At 70.6% G+C, this 24,675-nt stretch carries 20 protein-coding genes and 2 tRNA genes; 9 read left to right on the top strand and 13 right to left on the bottom strand.

The genetic code is table 11. From position 1 onward, the window contains the following. Together folC and AB0411_RS15090 are read right to left on the bottom strand one after the other, a co-directional pair. Positions 1-1,515 (bottom strand): bifunctional tetrahydrofolate synthase/dihydrofolate synthase, encoded by a 1,515-nt coding sequence (gene folC / locus AB0411_RS15095; protein ID WP_366417712.1) that lies wholly within the window; start codon positions 1,513-1,515, stop codon positions 1-3. A 128-nt stretch (positions 1,516-1,643) separates the two neighbouring features. Then, on the bottom strand, positions 1,644-3,098 hold the full coding sequence (locus AB0411_RS15090; RefSeq protein ID WP_366417711.1) for a peptidoglycan D,D-transpeptidase FtsI family protein: 1,455 nt from the start codon (positions 3,096-3,098) through the stop codon (positions 1,644-1,646). 220 nt (positions 3,099-3,318) lie between these two features. On the opposite strand from AB0411_RS15090, the gene AB0411_RS15085 reads away from it, so the two are divergent. Then, positions 3,319-4,536, top strand: a complete 1,218-nt coding sequence (locus AB0411_RS15085) for a hypothetical protein (protein ID WP_366417819.1) — start codon at positions 3,319-3,321, stop codon at positions 4,534-4,536. On the opposite strand, the gene AB0411_RS15080 is transcribed toward AB0411_RS15085, so the two are convergent. Beyond that, entirely contained in the window at positions 4,502-7,174 is a 2,673-nt protein-coding gene (locus AB0411_RS15080; protein WP_366417710.1) for a valine--tRNA ligase, read from the bottom strand. The two genes, AB0411_RS15085 and AB0411_RS15080, sit on opposite strands and share 35 nt — an antisense overlap. Before the next feature lie 150 nt (positions 7,175-7,324). Between AB0411_RS15080 and AB0411_RS15075 the strand changes: the two genes are divergently transcribed. After that, positions 7,325-8,269: a hypothetical protein gene (locus AB0411_RS15075; protein WP_366417709.1), complete on the top strand. Its 945-nt coding sequence runs from the start codon at positions 7,325-7,327 to the stop codon at positions 8,267-8,269. Positions 8,270-8,529: 260 nt separating this feature from the next. Further along, complete coding sequence (locus tag AB0411_RS15070) at positions 8,530-8,751, top strand: hypothetical protein (protein WP_366417708.1); 222 nt, start codon at positions 8,530-8,532, stop codon at positions 8,749-8,751. Positions 8,752-8,830: 79 nt separating this feature from the next. Here AB0411_RS15070 and clpX read toward each other — a convergent pair whose 3' ends face one another. The 5 genes from clpX to AB0411_RS15045 form a co-directional block, all read right to left on the bottom strand. Next, positions 8,831-10,114 (bottom strand): ATP-dependent Clp protease ATP-binding subunit ClpX, encoded by a 1,284-nt coding sequence (gene clpX, locus AB0411_RS15065; RefSeq protein WP_006605628.1) that lies wholly within the window; start codon positions 10,112-10,114, stop codon positions 8,831-8,833. Between the two features lie 169 nt (positions 10,115-10,283). Then, positions 10,284-10,961, bottom strand: coding sequence for an ATP-dependent Clp protease proteolytic subunit (locus tag AB0411_RS15060; RefSeq protein WP_088802049.1), 678 nt, complete (start codon positions 10,959-10,961; stop codon positions 10,284-10,286). A 65-nt stretch (positions 10,962-11,026) separates the two neighbouring features. Then, positions 11,027-11,629 carry an ATP-dependent Clp protease proteolytic subunit gene (locus tag AB0411_RS15055; RefSeq protein WP_030283915.1) on the bottom strand — a complete coding sequence of 201 codons (603 nt, stop codon included), beginning with the start codon at positions 11,627-11,629 and terminating at the stop codon, positions 11,027-11,029. Positions 11,630-11,923: 294 nt separating this feature from the next. After that, positions 11,924-13,297, bottom strand: coding sequence for a trigger factor (gene tig, locus AB0411_RS15050; protein ID WP_366417706.1), 1,374 nt, complete (start codon positions 13,295-13,297; stop codon positions 11,924-11,926). Positions 13,298-13,526: 229 nt separating this feature from the next. Next, positions 13,527-13,603 (bottom strand) — tRNA-Pro (locus AB0411_RS15045). A 182-nt stretch (positions 13,604-13,785) separates the two neighbouring features. Here AB0411_RS15045 and AB0411_RS15040 point away from each other — a divergent pair. After that, positions 13,786-13,856: transfer RNA gene (locus AB0411_RS15040), tRNA-Gly, on the top strand. 114 nt (positions 13,857-13,970) lie between these two features. Then, complete coding sequence (locus AB0411_RS15035) at positions 13,971-14,357, top strand: arsenate reductase family protein (protein WP_366417705.1); 387 nt, start codon at positions 13,971-13,973, stop codon at positions 14,355-14,357. A 50-nt stretch (positions 14,358-14,407) separates the two neighbouring features. Here AB0411_RS15035 and AB0411_RS15030 read toward each other — a convergent pair whose 3' ends face one another. After that, entirely contained in the window at positions 14,408-14,602 is a 195-nt protein-coding gene (locus tag AB0411_RS15030; RefSeq protein ID WP_030082107.1) for a hypothetical protein, read from the bottom strand. A gap of 691 nt (positions 14,603-15,293) precedes the next feature. Between AB0411_RS15030 and AB0411_RS15025 the strand changes: the two genes are divergently transcribed. Beyond that, complete coding sequence (locus tag AB0411_RS15025; protein ID WP_366417704.1) at positions 15,294-16,454, top strand: acyltransferase family protein; 1,161 nt, start codon at positions 15,294-15,296, stop codon at positions 16,452-16,454. A 67-nt stretch (positions 16,455-16,521) separates the two neighbouring features. On the opposite strand, the gene AB0411_RS15020 is transcribed toward AB0411_RS15025, so the two are convergent. Beyond that, positions 16,522-17,667: a PP2C family protein-serine/threonine phosphatase gene (locus AB0411_RS15020; protein WP_366417703.1), complete on the bottom strand. Its 1,146-nt coding sequence runs from the start codon at positions 17,665-17,667 to the stop codon at positions 16,522-16,524. A 127-nt stretch (positions 17,668-17,794) separates the two neighbouring features. Between AB0411_RS15020 and AB0411_RS15015 the strand changes: the two genes are divergently transcribed. Next, positions 17,795-19,024, top strand: a complete 1,230-nt coding sequence (locus AB0411_RS15015; RefSeq protein ID WP_366417702.1) for a GNAT family N-acetyltransferase — start codon at positions 17,795-17,797, stop codon at positions 19,022-19,024. Between the two features lie 22 nt (positions 19,025-19,046). Here AB0411_RS15015 and AB0411_RS15010 read toward each other — a convergent pair whose 3' ends face one another. Both AB0411_RS15010 and AB0411_RS15005 read right to left on the bottom strand, forming a co-directional pair. Continuing rightward, positions 19,047-19,904 carry an Fpg/Nei family DNA glycosylase gene (locus AB0411_RS15010; RefSeq protein ID WP_366417701.1) on the bottom strand — a complete coding sequence of 286 codons (858 nt, stop codon included), beginning with the start codon at positions 19,902-19,904 and terminating at the stop codon, positions 19,047-19,049. 70 nt (positions 19,905-19,974) lie between these two features. Further along, a complete protein-coding gene (locus tag AB0411_RS15005) occupies positions 19,975-20,460 on the bottom strand; it encodes a ribose-5-phosphate isomerase (RefSeq protein ID WP_152104425.1) in 486 nt (161 codons plus the stop codon). A gap of 222 nt (positions 20,461-20,682) precedes the next feature. On the opposite strand from AB0411_RS15005, the gene AB0411_RS15000 reads away from it, so the two are divergent. Beyond that, on the top strand, positions 20,683-22,173 hold the full coding sequence (locus AB0411_RS15000) for an amino acid permease (RefSeq protein ID WP_366417700.1): 1,491 nt from the start codon (positions 20,683-20,685) through the stop codon (positions 22,171-22,173). Between the two features lie 94 nt (positions 22,174-22,267). Here the strand turns inward: AB0411_RS15000 and AB0411_RS14995 are convergent, their stop codons facing one another. Next, on the bottom strand, positions 22,268-22,864 hold the full coding sequence (locus tag AB0411_RS14995) for a biotin transporter BioY (RefSeq protein WP_366417699.1): 597 nt from the start codon (positions 22,862-22,864) through the stop codon (positions 22,268-22,270). A 325-nt stretch (positions 22,865-23,189) separates the two neighbouring features. On the opposite strand from AB0411_RS14995, the gene AB0411_RS14990 reads away from it, so the two are divergent. Continuing rightward, entirely contained in the window at positions 23,190-24,602 is a 1,413-nt protein-coding gene (locus AB0411_RS14990) for an amino acid permease (RefSeq protein ID WP_366417698.1), read from the top strand. Positions 24,603-24,675: the final 73 nt, after the last annotated feature.

Here is a 24,675-nt window from a genome sequence, read left to right as displayed (position 1 = left end):
TCAGCCCCTCCCCATCAGCAGCCGGGCCTCGCCGACCGTGATCACCGAGCCGGTCACCAGGACACCCGCTCCGGAGAACTCGCCCTCTTCCTCGGCGAGGGTGATCGCCGCCTCCAGGGCGTCGTCCAGCCGCGGCTCGACCTGGACCCGCTCGGCGCCGAAGACCTCGACGGCGACGGCCGCCAGCTCGTCCGGGTCCATCGCACGATGGCTGGAATTACGTGTCACCACGACCTCGGCGAAGATCGGCTCGAACGCCTCCAGGAAGCCGCGGACGTCCTTGTCCCCGCTGGCCCCGACGACGCCCACCAGCCGGCTGAAGCCGAACGCCTCGGTGACCGCCTCGGCCGCCGCCCGCGCGCCCGCGGGGTTGTGCGCCGCGTCCAGCACGACCGTCGGGCTGCGCCGCACGACCTCCATCCGGCCGGGCGAGCTGACGGCGGCGAACGCGGAGCGGATGGTGTCGATGTCCAGGGTGCGGGCGTGGTCCGAGCCGACGCCGAAGAACGCCTCGACCGCGGCGAGCGCCACCGCGGCGTTGTGCGCCTGGTGGGCGCCGTACAGCGGCAGGAAGATCTCGGGGTACTCGCCGCCCAGCCCGCGCAGGGTCAGCATCTGCCCGCCGACCGCGACCTCGCGGCTGAGCACGCCGAACTCCATGCCCTCACGGGCGACCGTGGCGTCCACCTCGACCGCGCGCTTGAGCATCACCGACGCCGCGTCCACCGGCTGCTGGGCCAGCACGACCGTGGCGTCCTTCTTGATGATCCCGGACTTCTCGCCGGCGATCTGCTCGGGTGTCTCCCCCAGCCGGTCGGTGTGGTCCAGCGAGATCGGGGTGACCACGGCGACATCGCCGTCGATGACGTTCGTCGCGTCCCAGGTGCCGCCCATGCCGACCTCGACGACCGCGACGTCCACGGGGCTGTCGGCGAAGGCGGCGTACGCCATGGCCGTGAGCACCTCGAAGAACGACAGGCGGTGCTCCTGCTGGGCGTCGATCATCTCGATGTACGGGGCGATGTCCCGGTACGTCTCGATGAAGCGCTCGGCGGAGATCGGGGCGGCGTCCAGGCTGATCCGCTCGGTGATCGACTGGACGTGCGGGCTGGTGTAGCGGCCGGTGCGCAGGTCGAAGGCGGACAGCAGTGCCTCGATCATGCGGGCGGTGCTGGTCTTGCCGTTGGTGCCGGTGATGTGGATGGACGGGTAGGCGCGCTGGGGTTCGCCGAGGATGTCCAGCAGCGCCGCGATGCGCTGCACCGACGGGTCGAGCTTGGTCTCGCCCCAGCGGCCGGCCAGCTCGTCCTCGACGGCGCGCAGCGCACGGTCGACCTCGGGATCGGCCGGCCGGGCGGGAATCCCGTCCCCCTGCGGCGGCCCGGCCTGGGCGCGCAGGGTCCGGCTGCCGGCCTCGATCACCGCAAGATCCGGGTCACGGTCGGTCTCCGCCTCGACCAGTTCGTCGAAGGCTTCGTTCGGGTCGGGGTCGTCGTTCTGGGGGCGCTCGCTCACGCCGACCAGTCTACGAGGCACGTGTGACAGCGGTGCGCTGCGCTGCCCCTCCCGGGTCGCCGCCCGCGCCCGGGGGCCCGGCCGGCGCGGCCGTCCCCACGGAGCGCGCCGTCCGCCGGAGCCGCCCCCTACCCCAGTGCCGCCTTCATCATGGCCCGCGCGGTCGGGGCCGCCAGGCCGTTGCCGGAGACCTCGTTGCGGGCGGCGTGCCCGTCCTCGACCATCACGGCCACCGCCACCCGGTGTCCCTTGCCGTCCTCGGCGTACGAGACGAACCAGGCGTAGGGCGTACCGCTGTTGTCGACGCCGTGCTGGGCGGTGCCCGTCTTGCCGCCGACGGTCAGTCCGCCGATCTTCGCGCCGGACCCGGTGCCCTTGTCCACGACCGTCTGCATCGCCGACTGCAGCTGCTGTGCCGTACGCGCCGACATGGTCCGGCCGTCGCGGTACGTCCTCGGCCCGAAGTCCTGGACGGTGTTGCCGCCGCCGTCGGTCAGCTTGTCGACCATCTGCGGGGCCTTGAGCTCGCCGCCGTTCGCGATGGCCGCGGAGACCATCGCCATCTGCAGCGGGGTCGCCTGGTCGTCGAACTGGCCGATGCCGGACAGCGCGGTCTGTGCCTCGTCCATGTCGGAGGGGTAGACGCTCTTGCCGGCCCGCACGGGGGTGTCCACCTTGTCGTCGTTGAAGCCGAACTTCTCGGCCTGCGCCTTCACCTTGTCCTTGCCCAGGTCGACGGCCATCTTCGCGAAGACGGTGTTGCAGGAGTACTGGAGCGCGGTGCGGATGTCCGCGTCCTTGCAGGGTGCGGCGCGGTTCTCGTTGGTGAGCTTGGTGCGGGTGTGCGGGAGCGTGTACGGGTCGGGGCTGTCGGTGGGCTCGTCCACCGAGGAGTACAGGCCGTTCTCCAGCGCGGCAGCGGCGACCACCAGCTTGAAGGTGGAGCCGGGCGGCAGCGGCTGCCGCAGCGCCCGGTTGACCTCGGGGTGCTCCGCGTCACCGGACAGCTTCTTCCAGGCCTTCTGGTCGGCCCCGGCGGACCCAGAGAACTTCCCCGGGTCGTACGACGGGGTGCTGACCATGCCCAGGATGCGGCCCGTGGCCGGGTCCATGGCGACGGCGGCGCCCTTCTTGCCTGCCAGCGCCCGGTAGCCGGCCTTCTGGACCGCGGGGTCGATGGTGGTGGCCACGTCGCCGCCCTTGGCCCGGGTGCGGGTCAGCGCGTCGGCGGGGCTCTGCAGCCGGCTGTCGGAGCCGTCGAGGAGGTCGCCGTAGAGGCTCTCCAGCTGGTTGCTGCCGTAGATCTGCGAGGTGAAGCCGGTGACCGGCGCGTAGAGCGCGCCGTCCTTGTAGGTCCGCTTGTACTTGAGCGTGGAGTCGGTGGCGGCGGAGCCGGTCACGGGTTCCCCGCCGACGAGGATGTTGCCCAGCGGCGCCGCGTACTTGCCGATCGCCACCCGCGGATTGTGCGGGTCCTCCTTGTAGTCACCGGCCTTTGCGCCCTGGATCCAGGTGGCCCAGCCCATCAGCGCGGCGATCAGGGCCAGGCAGAAGATCGCGGCCCGGCGCAGGGGCTTGTTCATGGGGGCGCGGCTCCTCGGTGGGGGGGGGGGGCGTGCGGTGCTGCCGGAAGTCCGGCATTCCGGTCCACCGTGCCTCGGCCACATGAGAGAGCGATGAGAACGGACGGATCCGCCGTCCCGGGACAACTTCCTGCCGTCTTTCGCCCTCTTCGACGGCGGGCTGTGGTGTCCCCCGGTGATCACCACGAGGCAGGGCGCGGGACGGCAGGAGCTGAGGACGGTGCCGGCGATCGGTCAGCAGACGCATCTGATACTGCTCACCGCCTGGACGGTGCTGTGGTTCGTCGTCGTCGAGCCGCACGGCGGCTTCTCCTGGCACTACCTGCGCACCGGCGGCGAGCTGATCTACCAGGGCGACGCGGGCGACGGCTCCGGCGGGCTGAACCTCTACGCACACCACCCCGAGCTCCAGATGGGCCCGCTCAGCTTCCTGACCGCCGGCCTGTTCAACCCCTTCCCGGAGGCCACCGGGCAGTTCCTGGCCGCGGCCCTGATGTCACTGCTCGGCCTGGTCATCGTGGTGCTGGCGGGCCGCAGCGCCGCCCACCACTTCCTGGGCACCGGCACCAACCACCAGCGGCTGCGGCAGCGCGTACTGATCGCCGGACTGGCCTTCATCCCGATGTGGACCGAGGTCGCGGTCCGCTTCGGGCATCTCGACGACGTCCTGGCGCTGTTCTTCACCGCCCTCGCGGTACGCGCCCTCACCCGCGGCAACGCCGCCCTCACCGGCGTCTGCCTGGCCCTGGCGATGGATTCCAAGCCCACCGCGCTGGCCTTCGTCCCGCTATTGCCGGCACTGCCGAGAGAGAAGTGGCTGCGCGCCGGACTGTGGTGCGCGGGCCTGGTCGCCGTCGCCTGGCTCCCGTTCTTCCTCGGCGACCCGCAGTCCTTCGCCGCGGCGAAGTTCGCCATCCCCAACCATCCGGCGTCGGCCCTGCGCTGGCTGGGCGTCGGCGACCCCGAGACCCCCTCCTGGGACCGCCCCGCCCAGGCCGCCCTCGGCCTGGCGCTGGGCGCGATCGCCGTGTGGCGGGGGCGCTGGGCGGCGGTGGTGCTGCTGGGCGCCAACGCCCGCATCGTCCTCGACCCCAGCGTCTACACGTACTACACCGCGTCCGTACTGCTCGGCACCCTGCTGTGGGACGTCATCGGCCAGCGCCGCCTGGTCCCCTGGTGGAGCTGGCTGGCCCTGCTGATCCTCTACGGCAGCGTCTTCGCCGTGCCCGACGACGCCGCCCGCGGCCTGATCCGCCTGGCGTTCGTGGCGGTCTCGACGGCGTACGTGCTGCTCTGGCCGGTGCGCGAACGGGGACGGCGGGGGCAGGGACGGCGCAGGCCCCCCGCCCGTGAGGACGAGGGGCCTGCGCATGACGGTCCCGGGGACGGCCCGGGGCCCGCGGCTACGCCGTGGGCAGGGCCGCCAGCTGCGCGGTGATCCGGACGATGTCCGCCTCCGCGGCCTCCAGCCGGCCGCGGATCTTGTCCACGACCTTCTCCGGCGCCTTGGCGAGGAACGCCTCGTTGCCGAGCTTGGCGGTGGCCTGCGCCTTCTCCTTCTCGGCGGCGCCCAGGTCCTTCGTCAGCCGCTTGCGCTCGGCCTCGACGTCGATGGTGCCGGACAGGTCCAGCGCGACCTTGGCACCCGCGACCGGCAGCGACGCGGTGGCGCTGAAGCCCTCACCGGCCGGCTGCAGCCGCAGCAGCGAGCGCATCGCGGCCTCGTGGGGCGCCAGCGCCGTACCGGTCAGCTCCAGCTGGGCGGGGACCTTCTGGCCCGGCTGCAGCCCCTGGTCGGAGCGGAAGCGGCGGACCTCGGTCACGACCTGCTGGACGGTCTCGATCTCCCGCTCGGCCGCCGCGTCCCGGAAGCCGGAATCCTTCGGCCAGTCGGCGATCACGACCGACTCACCGCCGGTCAGCGTCGTCCACAGGGTCTCGGTGACGAACGGGACGATCGGGTGCAGCAGCCGCAGCGTGACGTCCAGGACCTCGCCCAGCACCCGGCGCGAGACCTCGGCGGCCGGGCCGCCCGCCATGAACGTCGTCTTGGACAGCTCGACGTACCAGTCGAAGACCTCGTCCCACGCGAAGTGGAAGAGGGTGTCCGACAGCTTCGCGAACTGGTAGTCGTCGTAGTGCGCGTCGACCTCGGCGACGACCGAGTTCAGCCGGGACAGGATCCACCGGTCGGCCGCCGACAGCTGCTCGGCGGGCGGGAGGTCGCCCTCCACCGTCGCGCCGTTCATCAGCGCGAAGCGGGTGGCATTCCAGATCTTGTTGGCGAAGTTCCGGGAGCCCTGGACCCAGTCCTCACCGATCGGGACGTCGACTCCGGGGTTGGCCCCGCGGGCCAGCGTGAACCGGACGGCGTCGGAGCCGTACGCGTCCATCCAGTCCAGCGGGTTGACCGCGTTGCCGAAGGACTTCGACATCTTCTTGCCGAACTGGTCGCGGACCATGCCGTGCAGCGCGATGGTGTGGAACGGCGGGGTGCCGTCCATCGCGTACAGCCCGAACATCATCATCCGGGCGACCCAGAAGAAGAGGATGTCGTAGCCGGTGACCAGGACGGAGTTCGGGTAGAACTTCCCGACGCTGGGGGTCTGCTCGGGCCAGCCGAGCGTGGAGAACGGCCACAGCCCGGAGGAGAACCAGGTGTCCAGGACGTCGGTGTCCTGCGTCCAGCCCTCGCCGGTGGGCGCCTCGTCGTCCGGTCCGACGCAGACGACCTCGCCGTTCGGGCCGTACCAGACGGGGATGCGGTGGCCCCACCACAGCTGCCGCGAGATGCACCAGTCGTGGAGGTTGTCGACCCAGCCGAAGTAGCGGGACTCCATCTCCTTGGGGTGGATCGCGACCCTGCCGTCGCGGACCGCGTCGCCCGCGGCCTTCGCCAGCGGGCCGACCTTGACCCACCACTGCATCGACAGCCGCGGCTCGATGGTGGTCTTGCAGCGCGAGCAGTGCCCGACGGAGTGGGTGTAGGGGCGCTTCTCGGCGACGATCCGGCCCTCGGCGCGCAGCGCGCCGACGATCGCGGAGCGGGCCTCGAAGCGGTCCAGGCCCTGGAAGGGGCCGTGCGCCGTGATCACGCCGCGCTCGTCGAGCACCGCGAGGTTCGGCAGGTCGTGCCGGCGGCCGATCTCGAAGTCGTTGGGGTCGTGGGCCGGGGTGACCTTGACCGCGCCGGTGCCGAACTCCGGGTCGACGTGCTCGTCGGCGACGACCGGGATCCGGCGGCCGGTCAGCGGCAACTCGATCTCGGTGCCGATGAGATGGGCGTAGCGCTCGTCCTCGGGGTGGACGGCGACCGCGGTGTCGCCGAGCATCGTCTCGGCCCGCGTCGTCGCCACGACGATGGAGGCGCCCGCCCGTCGCCCGCCACCGCCCTCGGTGGAGTCGCTCTGCTCCGCCCCTTCCACATCGCCGTACCGGATCGAGACGAGCTCGCCGTCGTCGTCCTGGTACTCGACCTCGATGTCCGAGATGGCGGTCAGACAGCGCGGGCACCAGTTGATGATGCGCTCGGCGCGGTAGATCAACTCGTCGTCGTAGAGCCGCTTGAAGATCGTCTGGACGGCCTTGGACAGGCCCTCGTCCATGGTGAAGCGCTCACGGGACCAGGCGACGCCGTCGCCCAGGCGCCGCATCTGGCCCGAGATCTGGCCACCGGACTCGTTCTTCCACTGCCAGACCCGCTCGACGAACGCCTCACGGCCCAGGTCGTGCCGGGAGACGCCCTCCTTCGCGAGCTCGCGCTCGACGACGTTCTGGGTCGCGATACCGGCGTGGTCCATGCCCGGCTGCCAGAGCGTCTCGTGGCCCTGCATGCGCTTGCGGCGGGTGAGCGCGTCGATCAGCGTGTGCTCGAAGGCGTGCCCCAGGTGCAGGGAGCCGGTGACGTTCGGCGGCGGGATGACGACGGTGTACGGCGGCTTGTCGCTCTTCTCGTCCGCCTCGAAGTAACCCCGCTCTACCCAGCGCTCGTACAGCGGCCCCTCTACATCGGCCGGCGTGTACTGAGTCGGCAGTTCGGGGGCGCTGTGGTTGCTCTGCTGAGTGTTCTCGGTCACGACGCACAGTGTACGGGCGCGGATGTAGCAGCTTCGAATCGGTTTCGCCCCCGGGGCCACGACTGTCGGCGGCGTCGTACAGGATGTCGGGAGCGTATAAACATCACGCAGCACTCAACTGGCTCCAGTTGTCACGAGGGGAACCGCTCCATGAGCTTCAACCAGCCGCCTCCCGGCCCGTACGGCCAGCCGCAGCAGCCGCAGCCCGGCCCGTACGGCCAGCCGCAGCAGCCGCAGGCCCCGCAGCCGGGTTACGGCTACCCGCAGCAGGGCGGCCAGGCGCCTGGACAGCAACAGGGCTACGGCTACCCGCAGCAGGCCCCCGCGCAGGGCTACGGCTACCCCCAGCAGGGCGCCCAGCCCGGCTACGGCCAGCAGGCTCCCTACGGCGGCCAGCAGACCCCCTACGGCACGATCCCCCAGGGCGCCCCGGAGTCCGGCGGCAACGGCAAGAAGATCGGCCTCATCATCGGCGCGGTCGCGGTCGTCGCCGCGATCGGCGTCGGCGCGTACTTCGCCTTCGGCTCGGGCGGGGATGTGAAGCCGTACACGATCTCGCTGCCGGACAGCCTGCTGAGCGGTGAGTACACCAAGGCGGCCGACGGCGGGGCCGGCGGTTCCAAGCCCCTCGCCGACGACAAGGAAGCCAAGGCGATGGGCATCACCAACGGCACCTCCGTCAACGCGAGCTACCAGAAGTCCAAGACGGACAAGCTCAGCGTCGGCGGCGTCTACGGCAACATCGCGGACCCGTCCGGGGCCGTGGACAAGATGTTCGCCAAGCTCGACGAGAGCCAGAAGCAGAGCGAGTCCAAGGCCAAGGTCGAGACGGTCACCCCGGTCACCGCGTACTCGCCCGAGGGCTTCGACGGCGAGGTCATGAAGTGCAAGGCCTACAAGGTCTCCTTCACCGCCGGGACCATCACCGCCTCCGGCGGGATGAGCGTCTGCATCTGGGGCGACTCCAGCGCGGTGGGCGTGGTGCTGAACCAGGCGATCCCCTCTCCGAGCGCCCCGTCGGCCCAGGCCGCCACCGCCGAACAGCTCTCGGAGAAGACCGCAAAGATCCGCAACGAGGTCCGCAAGGAGAAGTAGCGCTCCCGTTCCGGTTCTTGAAGCTTCAAGACGCTCGATGAGGTTGCCTCGTCGAGCGTCTTTTTTGCCGAGAGCCAAGAGAGCGCACGCCTGGCAGGGCATTGGCCAAAACTCTGCGCATAGCCGAAAGGGAGGGTTCGGCGGCTGATAGCTTCCTTCAGCCGAAAGATCAACAACTAGGGGGGATTACCATGCGCAACACGATGCGACGCCTGGCCGCGGCAACTGGAGTACTGATGGTGGCGGGTGCGCTTCCGATCGTGGCGACTGCACCGGCCCAGGCCACCACCAAGCAGTGCACGTCGTTCCTGGCCGAGGCCAGGTACAAGGTGGGGCCCAATGTGCGGAGCGCGTGCAGCCTCGCGGGCACCGGCGACTGGACGACGCGGCATGCGAATGTCGGCATCTGCGCAGGAATGCTGACGGCAATCCGGGTCAAGCCCGAGCACGCCGACAAGGCCTGCGAGCTGGGCCTCAACTGAACCGCTTCTCCCTCGAAAACCACGAGAGCCGCCCGGCAGCGATCGCTGCCGGGCGGCTCTCGTCCTGCGTACCGGGCGCCTACGCGCTCTTTTCCTGCGGCTCTCCCGACTCGCCGCGGTTGCGCGGGACCAGGGTCGGGTTCACGTTCGAGTGGACGACGTCCTCGGTGATGACGACGCGGGCGACGTCCTTGCGGGACGGGATCTCGTACATCACCGCCTGGAGGACCTCCTCCATGATGGCGCGCAGACCACGGGCGCCGGTGCCGCGCAGGATCGCCTGGTCGGCGATGGCCTCCAGGGCCGGGCGGTCGAAGTCCAGCTCGACACCGTCGAGTTCGAAGAGGCGCTTGTACTGCTTGACGAGCGCGTTGCGCGGCTCGACCAGGATCTGCAGCAGGGCCTCGCGGTCGAGGTTGTGGACCGAGGTGAGGACGGGCAGGCGGCCGATGAACTCCGGGATCATCCCGAACTTCACCAGGTCCTCCGGCATGACGTCCTGGAGCTGGTCCTTGGACTCGATCTCGCGCTTGGAGCGGATCGTGGCGCCGAAGCCGATGCCCTTGGCGCCGGACCGGGCCTCGATGATCTTCTCCAGGCCGGCGAAGGCACCGCCGACGATGAAGAGGACGTTGGTGGTGTCGATCTGGATGAATTCCTGGTGCGGGTGCTTGCGGCCGCCCTGGGGCGGCACGGAGGCGGTGGTGCCCTCCAGGATCTTCAGCAGCGCCTGCTGGACGCCCTCGCCGGAGACATCACGGGTGATCGACGGGTTTTCGCTCTTCCGGGCGACCTTGTCGATCTCGTCGATGTAGATGATGCCGGTCTCGGCCTTCTTGATGTCGAAGTCCGCGGCCTGGATCAGCTTGAGGAGGATGTTCTCGACGTCCTCGCCGACGTAGCCGGCCTCCGTCAGCGCCGTGGCGTCGGCGAAGGCGAAGGGGACGTTCAGCATCCGGGCGAGGGTCTGCGCGAGCAGCGTCTTGCCGGAGCCGGTGGGGCCGAGCAGCAGGATGTTGGACTTGGCGAGCTCGATGCCCTCGTCGCCGCGGCCGGGGCCGTTCTCGCCCGCCTGCACCCGCTTGTAGTGGTTGTAGACGGCCACCGAGAGCGCCTTCTTGGCGGGATCCTGGCCGACGACATAGCCGTTCAGGAACTCGTAGATCTCCCTCGGCTTGGGGAGCTCCTCCCACCGCACCTCGGAGGTCTCGGCGAGCTCCTCCTCGATGATTTCGTTGCAGAGGTCGATGCACTCGTCGCAGATGTACACACCAGGTCCCGCGATGAGCTTCTTCACCTGCTTCTGACTCTTTCCGCAGAATGAGCACTTGAGCAGGTCGCCGCCGTCACCGATGCGTGCCACGAGGTGCTTCCCCTTCGCCTGGGATCCGCATTGCTCCGCGGACCCGGGTGCTTGCCTATCGACGGTACCTTGCCGGGCCCCCCGTACGGGCCCCCCTTGGACCGACTCGGTTCACTCGTTCCGAATCCGGTCCAAGGGGGCAACGCTCCGGCTCACTTCGCGAAGATCGTCAGCCGATCGAGACGGACGACTTGCGAGTCGAGACGATCTGGTCGACCAGACCGTACGCCAGCGACTCCTCGGCGGTCAGGATCTTGTCACGCTCGATGTCGTCACGGATCTTCTCGACCGGGGTGGAGGAGTGCTTGGCCAGCAGGTCCTCCAGCTGCGAACGCATCCGCAGGATCTCGTTGGCGGCGATCTCCAGGTCGGAGACCTGGCCGCGGCCGGTCTCGCTGTAGGGCTGGTGGATCAGCACACGGGCGTTGGGCAGCGCCATCCGCTTGCCGGGGGTGCCGGCGGCGAGCAGCACGGCCGCGGCGGAGGCCGCCTGGCCCATGCAGACCGTCTGGATGTCCGGCTTCACGAACTGCATCGTGTCGTAGATGGCCGTGAGCGCCGTGAAGGAGCCGCCCGGGCTGTTGATGTAGATCGAGATGTCCCGGTCCGGGTCCATCGACTCCAGGCACAGCAGCTGCGCCATGACGTCGTTGGCCGAGGCGTCGTCGATCTGCACGCCGAGGAAGATCACGCGCTCCTCGAACAGCTTCGCGTACGGGTCGTACTCGCGCACGCCCTGCGAGGTGCGCTCGACGAAGCGCGGGACGATGTAGCGGGACTCGGCGCGCGGGCCGGAAAACTCGGACTCCGCGCCCTGCGAGAGGCCGCTGCCGGGGTAGTTGTTCATCGTGGTGTTCACCGTCCTGGTGGCGATCAAGTGGGCTGGGGGCTGTAGGGCGAGTGGTACGGGGCTCAGGCCCCCGTGCCGCCCCCGCCCGGAACGCCGGCGGCGGAGGTCATCACGTCGTCGATCAGGCCGTACTCCTTGGCCTCATCGGCGGAGAACCAGCGGTCGCGGTCCGAGTCCTGGGTGATCCGCTCGACGGTCTGACCGGTGTGGAACGCCGTCAGCTCCGCCATCCGCTTCTTGGTGTGCAGCAGCCGCTCGGCGTGGATCTTGATGTCCGACGCGGAGCCGGCCAGGCCCGCGGAGGGCTGGTGGATGAGGATCTCGGCGTTCGGCAGCGCGAAGCGCTTGCCGGGGGTGCCGGCGCTCAGCAGGAACTGTCCCATGGAGGCGGCGAGGCCCATCGCGATCGTCACCACGTCGTTCTTGATGTACTGCATGGTGTCGTAGATCGCCAACCCGGCCGAGATCGAGCCGCCCGGGGAGTTGATGTAGAGGAAGATGTCCTTGTCCGGGTCCGCGGCGAGGAGAAGCAGCTGCGCGGTGATCTTGTTGGCGATGTCGTCGTCGACCGGCTGGCCGAGGAAGATGATCCGCTCGCCGAGCAGCCGGTTGTAGACCTGGTCGCCGAGGCCACCGAAGGTCGGCTCAGCGGCGGCGGAAGGCATCGGGATCGTCACGTGTCCACCTGCTCGTTGTCGGACGGCTCCAGGCCGTCTCAGCGTCGTCTGCTGGGGCGTGGGGAGGCGGCGCCGCGTGTGGGCCCGGCGCGGTTTCAGGGACTCCCCTGCCCTCGTATCTACGGACCCTAACGCGCAGGTCGGACAACGCCATCCCGCATCGATAACTGTTCGCTGTGAGCGCAGGCTCACGGGGCGGTACGACCGCGGGCCCGAACACGCGGACGTGCGTGTTCGGGCCCGTGGCCGGAGTACTGCCTGCCGGCGCGCGGCGGCCGGGGATCAGGCCTCGGGCTGCTCCTCGGTGCCCTCGGCGCCGGCCTCGACGGTCTCGGCGGTCTCGTCCTCGTCGTCGAGGTCGACGACCTCGCCGTTGCTGTCCTTGACCGTGGCGGCCTCGACGACGACCGCGAGGGCCTTGCCGCGGGCGACCTCACCGACGAGCATCGGCACCTGGCCGCCCTCGACGACGGCCTGGGCGAACTGGTCGGGGGACATGCCGGAGGACTGCGCGCGGCGCATGAGGTGCTCGGTGAGCTCCTCCTGGCTGACGTTCAGCTTCTCCTTGTTGACCAGCTCGTCCAGGATGAACTGGGTCTTGATGCCCTTCTCGGCCTGCTCCTTGGTCTCGGCGTCGAACTCCTCCTCGCTCTTGCCCTGGATCTCCAGGTACTTCGCGAGGTCGAGGCCCATCTGCGCGAGCTGGTGGTTCTCCAGGTTGTGCTTGCGGGTCTGGATCTCGTCCGCGAGCAGCTTCTCCGGCATCGGCACCTCGACGAGCTTGAGCAGCTCGTCCAGGACCTTCTCCTGCGCCTGGGTGGCCTGGTCGTACTTCTTCATCTGCGCGAGGCGCTTGCGGCTGTCCGCCTTGAGCTCCTCGAAGGTGTCGAACTCGCTCGCCAGCTGGGCGAAGTCGTCGTCCAGCTCGGGCAGTTCGCGGGACTTGACCTCGGTGACCTCGACGGTGACCTCGGCCTCCTTGCCCTCGGCGGAACCGCCCTTGAGCTCGGAGGTGAAGGTCGCGCTGTTGCCGGCCTCCACGCCGGTGACGGCCTCGTCGATGCCGTCGAGGAGCTCGCCGGAGCCGACGGTGTAGGTGACGCCCTGGGCGACGCCGTCCTCCAGGACCTCGCCGTCCACCTTGGCCTCGAGGTTCAGCGTCAGGACGTCGCCGTCCTGGGCCGCGCGCTCGACCGGGCTGGTCGTCGCGAAGCGCTCACGCAGCTGCTCGACGGACTTGTCGACGTCCTCGTCCGACACCTCCACGGCGTCGACCTCGACCTCGATGCCGGAGTAGTCCGGGATCTCGAGGGCGGGGCGGATGTCGACCTCGGCGGTGAAGGCCAGCAGCTCGCCGTCCTTCAGCTCGGTGATGTCGACCTCGGGCTGGCCGAGGACGTTCAGCTCACCCTCGTTGACCGCCTCGGTGTAGAACTTCGGGAGCGCGTCGTTGACGGCCTCCTCCAGCACGGCGCCACGGCCGAACCGCTGGTCGATGACCCGGGCCGGGATCTTGCCCTGGCGGAAGCCCTTCACCGTGACCTGCTGGTTGATCTTCTTGTACGCCGCGTCGAGGCTGGGCTTGAGCTCCTCGAAGGGCACCTCGACAGTGAGCCGAACCCGAGTCGGGTTCAGGGTCTCCACGGCGCTCTTCACGGTTCGGTCTCCTTGGGGCTGACTTCTGGGGTTCTGCTTGAGATCCACCGGTCCCGGCTGATCCGGGTCCGGCCGATCACGCCCGGTACACAGACACACGGGCACGCAGCTTGCATAGTAACCGCAAGGAGGATGACGCCCACAACGCGATCTTGAATGGCCGCCGATCCTGCGGCGCCGCCGAGTGGGCCGGGGTTGTGCCCGGCGGCGTACTGCCGGGCTGACCTGCTGGTCGGGGTGGCCGGATTCGAACCGACGACCTTCCGCTCCCAAAGCGGACGCGCTACCAAGCTGCGCCACACCCCGTCGGTGCGACACGTAGGGTACATGGCCGCAAGCGCTACGGCTGCCAGTTATCGGGATGCCCCGAGAGCGGCGCGTTCGCGCGGACGGGCCGGATCCACGGTCCGCGCGAAGGGGATGTGCGGCACACCGCCGCGACCCGCTAGGATGCACTGCGTGCCGAGGTCCTGCGACCTGTGGCGCTCGCGGGCGTAGCTCAATGGTAGAGCCCTAGTCTTCCAAACTAGCTACGCGGGTTCGATTCCCGTCGCCCGCTCTCCTGAGGAAGCCCCGGGCCGGATGGCCTGGGGTTTTCCGCGTTCCGGGCCGGGGCGCCGGGTGCCTGCGCACCTCTTCGCTCCGGGCCCGCGGCCCCCATAGGGTGTCCCGCATGGAGATCTGGCTCAATCCCGCGTGCTCCAAGTGCCGTTCGGCCGTGGAGATCCTCGACGAAGAAGGTGCCCGGTACACCGTGCGCCGGTATCTGGAGGATCCGCCGGACGCCGAGGACCTGCGCGGCGTGCTGGCGCGACTGGGCCTGGAGCCCTGGGACATCACCCGGACCCAGGAGGCCGAGGCCGAGGAGCTGGGCCTCGCGGAGTGGGAGCGCACCGACGCCGCGCGCGAGCGGTGGATCGCGGCGCTGGCGGCACACCCCCGGCTGATCCAGCGGCCGATCATCACCGCGGACGACGGTTCGGCACTGGTGGGGCGGAGCGAGGAAGCCGTACGCGAGGCGGTGGCGCGGGCCGGGGGCGAAGGGGCCTCGGACGACTGAGCCCGGTACGGCGCCCGGCACGGGGCGGCGGGCACCGGGCGGGGGGCCGCCTAGAAGGTGATGTGGTTGATGGTGTCCGCGATCGAGTTGAGGAACCGATTGATGGACGGCGCCATGCCCGTGGAGGCGAGGAAGAAGCCGAACAGTATGGCGACGAATGCCGGTCCCGCCTTGATCGACTTCCCTCTGATCAGGACGATCAGAATGATCCCCAACAGCAGCACCACTGACAGCGAAAGAGCCACACTGATCACACCCTCGGTCGGAACGCCTCACCGGCCCGGGGCATGCCGCGCACACCCCCTGCACCATCGTGCCACCAACTCCATGCCCACTGCAGGCCGGTGACGAATCATCGGCCAACGCTTTGCCCGATTCCAGCCGGTGGGACTGCGGGAGCGCAGCAGGGTGACGCGTGGGGCGCGAGGGTGACGGCCGGGGCGGAGGCGCTAAGCGCGCCGCGGCGGATCCTGTGCGGCGGCGGCCGGTGGGCGGGGTGAGCGGGCCGGGCCGGCGGGCGAATTCCCCCGGGCGACGCGATACCGGTTTGCCCGTCCGAGACGGCGTCAGGTTTCCTGACGCGGCTCCGGCAATTCGCGCGGATCATTCCCGGCCACATTCTGATCATTTTCCGGCCGGGGGGAATTTCTCTTCCGTGGTATCCGTCACTGCCCCGATGGGTGCGAGCAAGGCTTATTAGCATGAGGACATAAGACCAAGGAATCGGACATTCCCCCTGAGTCGTTTGCGGGGGATACAGCCCGATTTGGGGGGACGTACGGGCATGAACCGGACAGTGGCGGGGAGGGGTTTCCCGGGTTCTCCCCGGCGATTGCGGATTTTATCGGGGGCCCCTCCGCGGCGGAACCCGAGGAAAAAGGGGAATGCCTCCCCTGTGGTTTTACGCATTCGCCGGCCGCCGCTATCGTGCCTCCAATGTTTCCCGCTGCCCCGACACCGCGAACCGAACTTCCCGCTGCCCGGGCGGCGGAGGGCACCGACCGGCCGCAGTCCGCGGACCGGCCGTCCGGTGCCGAGGGCACGGCAGCACCCGCACCGAAGAGCGGTGGCCGCAACGCGTTCTTCGACAACGCGAAGTACCTGGCCATCGTGCTGGTGGCGATGGGGCACGCCTGGGAACCGCTGACCGACGGCAGCCGCGCCGCCGAGGCGCTCTACATGACCGTCTACACCTTCCACATGCCGGCCTTCATCATCATCTCCGGCTACTTCTCGCGCAGTTTCGACATGCGCAAGGACCGGCTGCAGCGCCTGGTCACCGGGGTCGCGGTCCCCTACGTCCTCTTCGAGACCGCCTACGCGTTCTTCAAGCGCTGGGCGGACGACGACCCCGGGCACCCCATCAGCCTCCTCGACCCGTGGTTCCTGACGTGGTTCCTGGTGGCCCTGTTCATCTGGCGGCTGACCACCCCGCTGTGGAAGGTCGTGCGCTGGCCGATTCCGCTCGCGGTGGCCATCGCCGTCCTCGCGTCCGTCTCCCCGGACATCGGTGACGATCTGGACCTCCAGCGGGTGCTGCAGTTCCTGCCGTTCTTCGTCCTGGGACTGGCGCTGCGTCCGGAGCACTTCGCGATGGTGCAGCGGCGGGCGGTGCGGATCGCGTCCCTGCCGGTCTTCGCCTGTGCGCTGGTGATGGCCTACTGGGCGGCGCCCCGGATGAGCTCGGCGTGGTTCTACCACCGCGACAGTGCCCAGGAGCTGGGCACCACCTGGTGGATCGGCGCGGTGATGACGCTGGCCCTCTTCGGCTGCTCGATCGTGATGGTGGCCTGCTTCTTCTCCTGGGTCCCGACGCGGCGGACGTGGTTCACGGTGCTCGGCGCGGGGACGCTGTACGGCTACCTGCTGCACGGCTTCCTGGCCAAGGGCTCGCGGTTCTGGGGCTGGTTCGACGACTACAAGTGGCTGCACTCGCCGCTCGGGGAGGTCGCGGTCACGCTGATCGCGGCGGGCGTCGTGACGGCCCTGTGCACCCCGCCGGTCCGCCGGGTGTTCCGCTTCGCGATGGAGCCGACGATGGCCTGGGCGTTCCGGAAGGACCCGGCCGACTCCGCGCGGGCCCGCGTCGGCGCCTGAGCGCGCGGCGTCCGCGCCTGAACCCGGGTTCCCGGCCGGACCGGGAGAGCCCGACCCGGCGTCCGCGTCACGCGTCCCGGCAGATCAGCAGCAGCGCGCGGTCGTCGTTGACGTCCTTGGCGACGGCCTCGATCAGATGCCAGGCGGCCCCGGCGAAGCCACTGGCGACATAGCGGTCGGCCTCGCCGGTCAGCCGGTCGATGCCCTCGGCGATGTCGCGGTCGGCGGCCTCGACCAGGCCGTCGGTGAACAGCATCAGGACGTCGCCGGGCCGCAGTGTCCCCTTGACCGGGTCGAACTGGGCGCCGTCGTAGACGCCGAGCAGCGGCCCCTCCCCCGGCTTCTCCTCCCAGCGGCCGCTGCCGGCGCTGAGCTGGAGGGCCGGCAGGTGGCCGGCGGAGAGGAGTTCGTAGTCGCCGGACTCCAGGTCGAGGACGAGGTGGACGGAGGTCGCGAACCCCTCGTCCCAGTCCTGGCGCAGCAGGTAGCCGTTGGCGGCGGGCAGGAAGCCGTGCGGCGGCAGCGAGCCGAGCAGGCCGCCGAAGGCGCCGGACAGCAGCAGCGCGCGGGAGGCGGCGTCCATGCCCTTGCCGGAGACGTCCGTCAGCACCACCTCGAGGATGTCGCCGCCGTGGGTGCGGGAGGCCACCACGAAGTCGCCGGAGAAGGACTGCCCGCCGGCCGGGCGCAGCGCCATCTCGTGGTGCCAGCCCTCGGGCAGCCGCGGTAGTTCGCTCTGGACGCGGATCCGTTCGCGCAGGTCGAAGAGCATCGTGCCGCCCCGCCGCCAGGGCACGCCGACCCGGCTGCGGAACTGTGCGATCAGCAGGCCGAAGAGCCCGACCGCGGCGACGACCAGGACCGTGCCCGGGGTGATCCGGTCCGGTCCCTCGTCGTACGGGCCGAACAGGGCGGCCTCGACGACCAGGGCGGCCGCGGACGCGCCGTACAGGACCAGGAGGTTGGCCGGGCGCAGCAGCAGGCCGCCGGCGATGACCGGGAGGACCAGAGCCGCCGGGGCGATCCATTCGGGCCACCAGAGGGTGCCCGCGGCGATGGCGGGTATGGCGAGGAGGAGGACGGCGAGGGCGAAGCGGTCGGAGCCCTCGCCGCGGAAGTAGTCGACCCCGGCCTTGCGCACGCCGATGCGGGCCCGGTGCAGACCTTTGTGCATCCGGGCCGTCAGGGTTTCCGTGCCCTGGCCGCTTGTCATAGCTCTGGGACCTTATCCACCCGTTCGGCGGCGCGTCGATTCGCCGCACGTCGCCCCGGAGAATAGCCGGGAAACACCGTTCGAAATGCGGTCGCGCGGCCGGAGAGCCCCCTGCTAGGCATGGGCCATGGCAAGCGAATTGCGGACATTGCGGGACGCCGAGTGGGACGACTGGTCGGACGCGCTGGACCGGGCGTTCGGCGGGGTGCCCCCGTCCGAGGAGAACCGTGCGCTCCGGCGTGCCCTCACCGAGGTCGAACGGGCCCTGGCCGTCTGGGACGACGGCGACTGTGTCGGCACGGCGGGGGCCTTCTCCTTCGGGCTGACGGTGCCGGGCGGGGCCGAGGTGCCGGTGGCCGGTGTGACGGCGGTGAGCGTACGCGCGACGCACCGCCGCCGCGGCCTGCTGCGGTCGATGATGCGGCAGCAGCTGGCGGACGTCCGCGAGCGCGGGGAGCCGCTGGCGGTGCTGACCGCCTCCGAGCCGGCGATCTACGGCCGGTTCGGCTACGGGCCGGCGACCCAGGACATGGAGCTGACCGTGGACACCGTGCGGCTGCCCGCCCCCGACCTGCCCGGTGTGGAGGGCGTACGGCTGCGGCTGGTCGATCCGGCGACCGCGGTGGCCGACTGCGAGCGGGTCTACGCCCACCTGGTGCCCGGCCGGCCCGGGATGCTGGCCCGGCGGCCGGACTGGGAGCGGCTCCCCGTGCTGGACGAGCCGGGCAGGCGGAACGGGGCGGGGGTGCTGCAGTGCGTGGTCGCCGAGGCGGCCGGCGAGGTGGTGGGGTACGCGCGCTTCGCGGTGAAGCCGGGGCACGATCACGCCGGGCCGACGGGGACGGTGCTGGTCCGCGACGTCGAGGCGCTGGACCCGGTGGGGTACGCGGCGCTGTGGCGCTTTCTGTTCGGGATCGACCTGACGACGTCGGTGTCGGTGCCCGGCCGGCCCGTGGACGACGCGCTGCTGCATCTCGTACCGGACATGCGGCGGTGCGGCATCCGGCTGGAGGAGTCGTTGTTCGTCCGCCCGGTGGAGGTGGGCGCGGCGCTGGCGGCGCGGACGTACCGGACGCCGGTGGAGGTGGTGTTGGCGGTGACGGACCCGTTCTGCCCCTGGAACGAGGGGCGTTGGCGGCTGTCCGGTGACGCCGAGGGCGCGGTCTGCGAGCCGACCACGGCCCCGGCCGACCTGGCGCTGTCCGTACGGGAGCTGGGCTCGGCCTATCTGGGCGGGTTCTCGCTGTACGCGCTGGCGGCGGCGGGGCGGGTGCACGAGCTGCGGCCCGGTGCGCTGGCGGCGGCGTCGCGGGCGTTCGGGTCGGAGGTGGCGCCCTGGCTGCCGCACGGGTTCTGAGGGCCGGTCCGGCCCCCGGCGGTCAGCCGCCGGTGGACGGCTGGCAGCCCGGGCACCAGAAGAGGTTGCGGGCGGCGAGCCCTGCGGTGCGGATCTCGGCGCCGCAGATGTGACAGCCCTGGCGGTCGCGGCGGTAGACGTACACCTCGCCGCCGTGGTCGTCGACCCGCGGCGGGCGGCCCATCGCCTCCGGCAGGTGTTCCGGTCGGACGGTGTCGATCCGGTTGTGCCGGACGCCCTCGGCCATCAGGAACACCAGGTCGGCCCAGATCGCGTCCCATTCGCCGCGGGCGAGGTCGCGGCCGGGACGGTAGGGGTCGATGCCGTGGCGGAAGAGGACCTCGGCACGGTAGACGTTGCCGACCCCGGCGATGATCTTCTGGTCGAGCAGCAGCGCCGCGATCGTCGTCCGGCTGCGGGAGATCCGCTGCCAGGCGCGGGTGCCGTCGTCGCCGGGGCGCAGCGGGTCGGGGCCCAGCCGGTCGTGTATCGCGTGCTTCTCGTCCTCGGTGATCAGTGCGCAGGTGGTGGGGCCGCGCAGATCGGCGTAGGCGGACGGGTTCGCGAGCCGGAGGCGCACCGTGTCGGTGGGCGGCGGGGCGGGGGCCGCACCGAAGCCGAGCTTGCCGAACAGGCCGAGGTGGACGTGGATCCAGCGATGGGGGTACCCCCTGGACCGGAGCTCGTCGGAGGTCCTTGGGGGACCGAAGCCGAGGAAGAGGTGTTTGCCGTGTGCCTCGGCGGTCGTCATGACCTGGCCGTCGACGAGCGCCGCGCCGTCCGCGAACTTGCCCTGGGGGCTGCTCGCCCGTACGGGTGCGCCCTCGAAGCGGGAGCGGTGGTCCAGGGCGAGGCGGTGGATCGTATGCCCCTCGGGCACGGGTGTCCTCCAGTGGGCGCGCCCGCCCTCCCCGGCGTCCGGGGCGGGCGGGCGGCGGAGCGGGCGGGGGTCAGCCCTGCGGGTGGTGGGCGGGGACGGGCGGCAGTTCGCCGGTGGTCTCGTAGGCCGAGAGCATGTCGATGCGGCGGGTGTGCCGCTCCTCACCCGAGTAGGGGGTGGCGAGGAAGACCTCGATGAACCGGGTCGCCTCCTCCTGGGTGTGCATCCGGCCGCCCACGGAGATGACGTTGGCGTTGTTGTGCTCGCGGCCGAGCTTGGCGGTCTCCTCGCTCCAGGCCAGTGCGGCCCGTACGCCCTTGACCTTGTTGGCGGCGATCTGCTCGCCGTTGCCGGAGCCGCCGATCACGATCCCGAGGCCGTCCGGGTCGGCGGCGGTCCGCTCCGCGGCGCGCAGGCAGAACGGCGGGTAGTCGTCCTGGGCGTCGTAGATGTGGGGACCGCAGTCGACGGGCTCGTGGCCGTGGGCCTTGAGCCACTCGACGAGGTGGTTCTTGAGGTCAAAACCTGCATGGTCGGAGCCGAGGTACACGCGCATGCGATGAGTGTGACACGAGCAGGACCGGGTAGGCGCCGCCGGGTCGTCCCGGGGCAGGCCCCGGGCTGCGTGCACAGAAAGCCACCCCCCGCCTTCTGTACGCAAGCACACGACCCAACCCTCCAGGGTTTCACACAACAATCCGGCGTCAGACCTTCCAATCCACGGTTAACGAAGATCTAATGCGGGGGATCCATCCGCGAACCACGAAGGACGGTGCACATGGGCGCGCACCTTCCCCCTAGCTCTCCGGGAGCAGGGGGCACCCCCACCACCACAGCGGTCCCCGGTGACCTCGGCGGCGGAGTGACCGGGGCGCAGTCGCAGGAAGGGCTGCAGGCAGGACTCAAGAACCGCCATCTGTCGATGATCGCCATCGGCGGTGTCATCGGCGCCGGCCTGTTCGTCGGCTCCGGCGCCGGGATCGCGGCCGCCGGTCCCGGCATTCTGCTCTCCTACGCGCTGACCGGCCTGCTGGTCGTGCTGGTCATGCGGATGCTGGGCGAGATGGCCGCGGCCTCCCCCACCTCCGGTTCCTTCTCCGCCTACGCGGACCGGGCGCTGGGCCGCTGGGCAGGCTTCACGATCGGCTGGCTGTACTGGTTCTTCTGGTCGGTCGTACTGGCCGTCGAGGCGACCGCGGCCGCCGCGATCCTCACAGGCTGGGTCCCGGCCGTCCCGCAGTGGGCCTGGGCGCTGCTGGTGATGATCGTGCTGACCGGCACGAACCTGGTCTCGGTCGGCTCGTTCGGCGAGTTCGAGTTCTGGTTCGCCGGGATCAAGGTCGTCGCGATCGTCGTCTTCATCGTGGTCGGCGCGCTGGCGATATTCGGGCTGCCGCCCGGCGGCGCCCCGGTCGGCACGGAGAACCTGACCGGGCACGGCGGGTTCCTGCCGCACGGTCCCGGCGCGATCCTCTCCGGCATGCTGCTGGTGGTCTTCTCCTTCATGGGCAGCGAGATCGTCACGCTGGCGGCGAGCGAGTCGCCGAACCCGGTGCAGGCCGTCCGCAAGGCCGTCAACAGCGTCATCTGGCGGATCGCGCTCTTCTACATCGGCTCGATCGCGGTGATCGTGACGCTGCTGCCGTGGAACACCAAGGCGGTGGAGAAGAGCCCGTACGTGGCCGTGCTGCAGTCGCTGGACATTCCGTACGCGGGCACCGTGATGGACGTCGTGGTGCTGACCGCGGTGCTGTCCTGTCTGAACTCCGGGCTCTACACCGCCTCCCGGATGGCGTTCTCGCTCGGCCAGCGCGGCGACGCGCCGAAGTCGTTCGCCACCGTCAACAAGGGCGGCGTGCCGGCGGTCGCGATCTGGGCGTCGGTCGCCTTCGGCTTCGTGGCGACGATCTTCAGCTACACCTCGAAGGACACGATCTTCCAGTTCCTGCTGAACTCGTCGGGCGCGGTGGCGCTGTTCGTGTGGCTGGTCATCTGCTTCTCGCAGCTGCGGATGCGCCGGGTCATCGAGCGGGAGACGCCGGAGCGGCTGACGGTGCGGATGTGGCTCTACCCGTGGCTGACCTACGCGACGATCGCGCTGATCGTCTTCGTCATCGGCTACATGTTCTACAACCCCGACGGGCGCCAGCAGATGGTGCTGTCGGTGGTCGCGGCCGTGGTGGTGCTGGCGGTCGGGCTGATCCTGGACCGGCGGCGGCCGCGGACGGCCGCGGCGGACGGGGCGGGCGCCCCGGGGGCCGGCGTCTGAGGGACCGGGCTCGACAGGGACCGCAAAGGGCCGGGCCCCGTACACACAGGGTGTGTACGGGGCCCGGCCCTTTCGTCCGCGCCGTACGGCCGGCTCAGCCGCGGCGTCCGGCCAGCTTCCAGGCGGTGGGCAGCGCGCCCATGGCCAGCGCGGCCTTGAGGGCGTCACCGATCAGGAACGGGACGAGGCCGGCGGCGACGGCCTGGCCGAGGGACATGCCGGTGCTCAGCGCCAGGTAGGGGACGCCGACGGCGTAGATCAGGGCCGTGCCCGCGGCCATGGTGGCGGCGGTGCGCAGCACGCCGCGGTCGCCGCCGCGGCGGGCCAGCGCGCCCACGACGGTGGCGGCGAGCAGCATGCCCATGATGTAGCCGAAGGTGGCCCCGCCCGCGCCCGAGGCACCGCCGGCGAACCACGGCAGGCCCGCCATGCCCGCCAGGGCGTACAGCGCCAGCGACAGCAGCCCGCGGCCCGCGCCGAGCGAGGCGCCGACCAGCAGGGCGGCGAAGGTCTGGCCGGTGACCGGGACCGGGGAGCCGGGGACCGGGACGGCGATCTGGGCCGCGATGCCGGTGAGCGCGGCGCCGCCGAGCACCAGCGCGGCGTCACGGACACGGGCGCGGGAGGCGGTGGCGGCCGGCAGCAGATCGGCGAGGACGGTGCCGGGGCGAGAGAGAGCGGCGGTGCTCATCGGGACTCCGCGGGTGTGAGAGGGACAGGACGGGACGCGTTGACGTTAGTCCAGCGGGCCGCCGGAGATCATCGTGTGGCGGCGACAAAGCCGTACCGGCCCGCTTGGAGAGTTCCGAACAACCGCCAGAATGCCCGGACCCGACGGCCCTCGAGGCGTCCTTGCAGGTCACGTGATGCTCATCACGGCCGGGGCCGCTTCCGGACGCCGGTTTTGTGGTAGCGCGCGACATGCGGCGACACTGGGCGCGCCCCGCGGTGACCTGTGGAGTTCCCCCAACCCGCCGGCGGCCCCGCCGCCCCGGCCCTTGCGAGAGTACGAGCCCATGCACGACGCACCGACCCAAGCCGTCGAGCCCTCTTCGGGGACGGTCACCGAAGGGAAAGAGCCGCTGTCCGGGGGGCTCAAGCAGCGCCATCTGACGATGCTGGGCCTGGGCGGAGTGATCGGCGCGGGCCTGTTCGTCGGCTCCGGCGCGGGCATAGCCGTGGCCGGCCCCGGGATCGTGCTGTCGTATCTGATCGCGGGCGCGCTGGCCACGCTGGTGATGCGGATGCTCGGCGAGATGTCGGCGGCGATACCGGCCTCCGGCGCGTTCTCGGTGCACGCGGAGCGGGCGCTGGGGCGCTGGGCCGGGTTCAGCGTCGGCTGGCTGTACTGGTTCCTGCTGGTCGTGGTGCTCGCCGTGGAGGCGACCGGCGCGGCCCAGATAGCCAACGGCTGGGTGCCGGGGGTGCCGCAGTGGGGCTGGGTGCTGATCTTCATGATCGTCTTCACCGTCGCCAACCTGGCCGCGGTGCGGAACTTCGGCGAGTTCGAGTTCTGGTTCGCGACCCTGAAGGTCACCGCGATCGTGCTGTTCCTCGCGCTGAGCCTGCTGGCGGTCTTCGGGGTGCTGCCGGACACCGAGCCCGTCGGGCTGACGAACCTCACCGGACAGGGCGGGTTCCTGCCGCACGGCTGGTCCGGGGTGGTCTCCGGGGTCCTCGCGGTGGTGTTCGCCTTCGGCGGCCTGGAGGTCGTCACCATCGCCGCGGCCGAGTCGGACGATCCGGCGCGCGCGGTGGGCCGGGCGGTGCGCAGCGCGGTGTGGCGGATCCTGTTCTTCTACGTCGGTTCGATGCTGGTCATCGTGACCCTGCTGCCCTGGTCGTCGATGCAGCCGGGCAAGAGCCCCTACGTCGCGGTGCTGGACGGCATCGGCGTGCCGGGCGCCGGCCAGATCATGAACATCGTGGTGTTCGTGGCCCTGCTCTCCGCGCTCAACGCCAACCTCTACGGCTCGTCGCGGATGGTCTTCTCGCTGGCCGAGCGGGGCGAGGCGCCGCGGGCGCTGCTGAAGGTGTCGGGCGGCGGGGTGCCGCGCCGGGCCGTGCTCGCCTCGGTGGCCTTCGGCTTTGTCTCCGTGCTGCTGAATCTGAAATGGCCGGATTCGGTCTTCCTCTACATGCTCAACGCGGTCGGCGCGGTGCTGCTCTTCGTCTGGGGCCTGATCGCCGTCTCCCAGCTGCGGCTGCGCCCGCGGATCGCCCGCGAGGCGCCCGGCAAGCTGACCCTGCGGATGTGGGGCTTCCCCTATCTGACCTGGGCGGCGCTGGTGGCGATGGGCGGTGTGCTGGTGCTGATGCTGACCGACGACACGGCCCGGCCGCAGCTGCTGTGGTCGGCCGGCGCGACCGCCGTGGTGCTGCTCGTCGCGGGCGCCCGGGCGCTTCGGGAGCGCCGCGCGCGCCGCTGAGGCCCGGTGTCGCGGGGGTCACCCCGCGTCACAATCGACAACAGAACGAACACCGACAGTCGCGATCACGTCT

The organism is Streptomyces angustmyceticus, assembly GCF_040701845.1.
Classification (GTDB): Bacteria; Actinomycetota; Actinomycetes; order Streptomycetales; family Streptomycetaceae; genus Streptomyces; species Streptomyces angustmyceticus_A.
The sequence above is the reverse complement of the archived record's forward strand: the minus strand, read 5'-3'. Positions and strand labels throughout refer to the sequence as shown.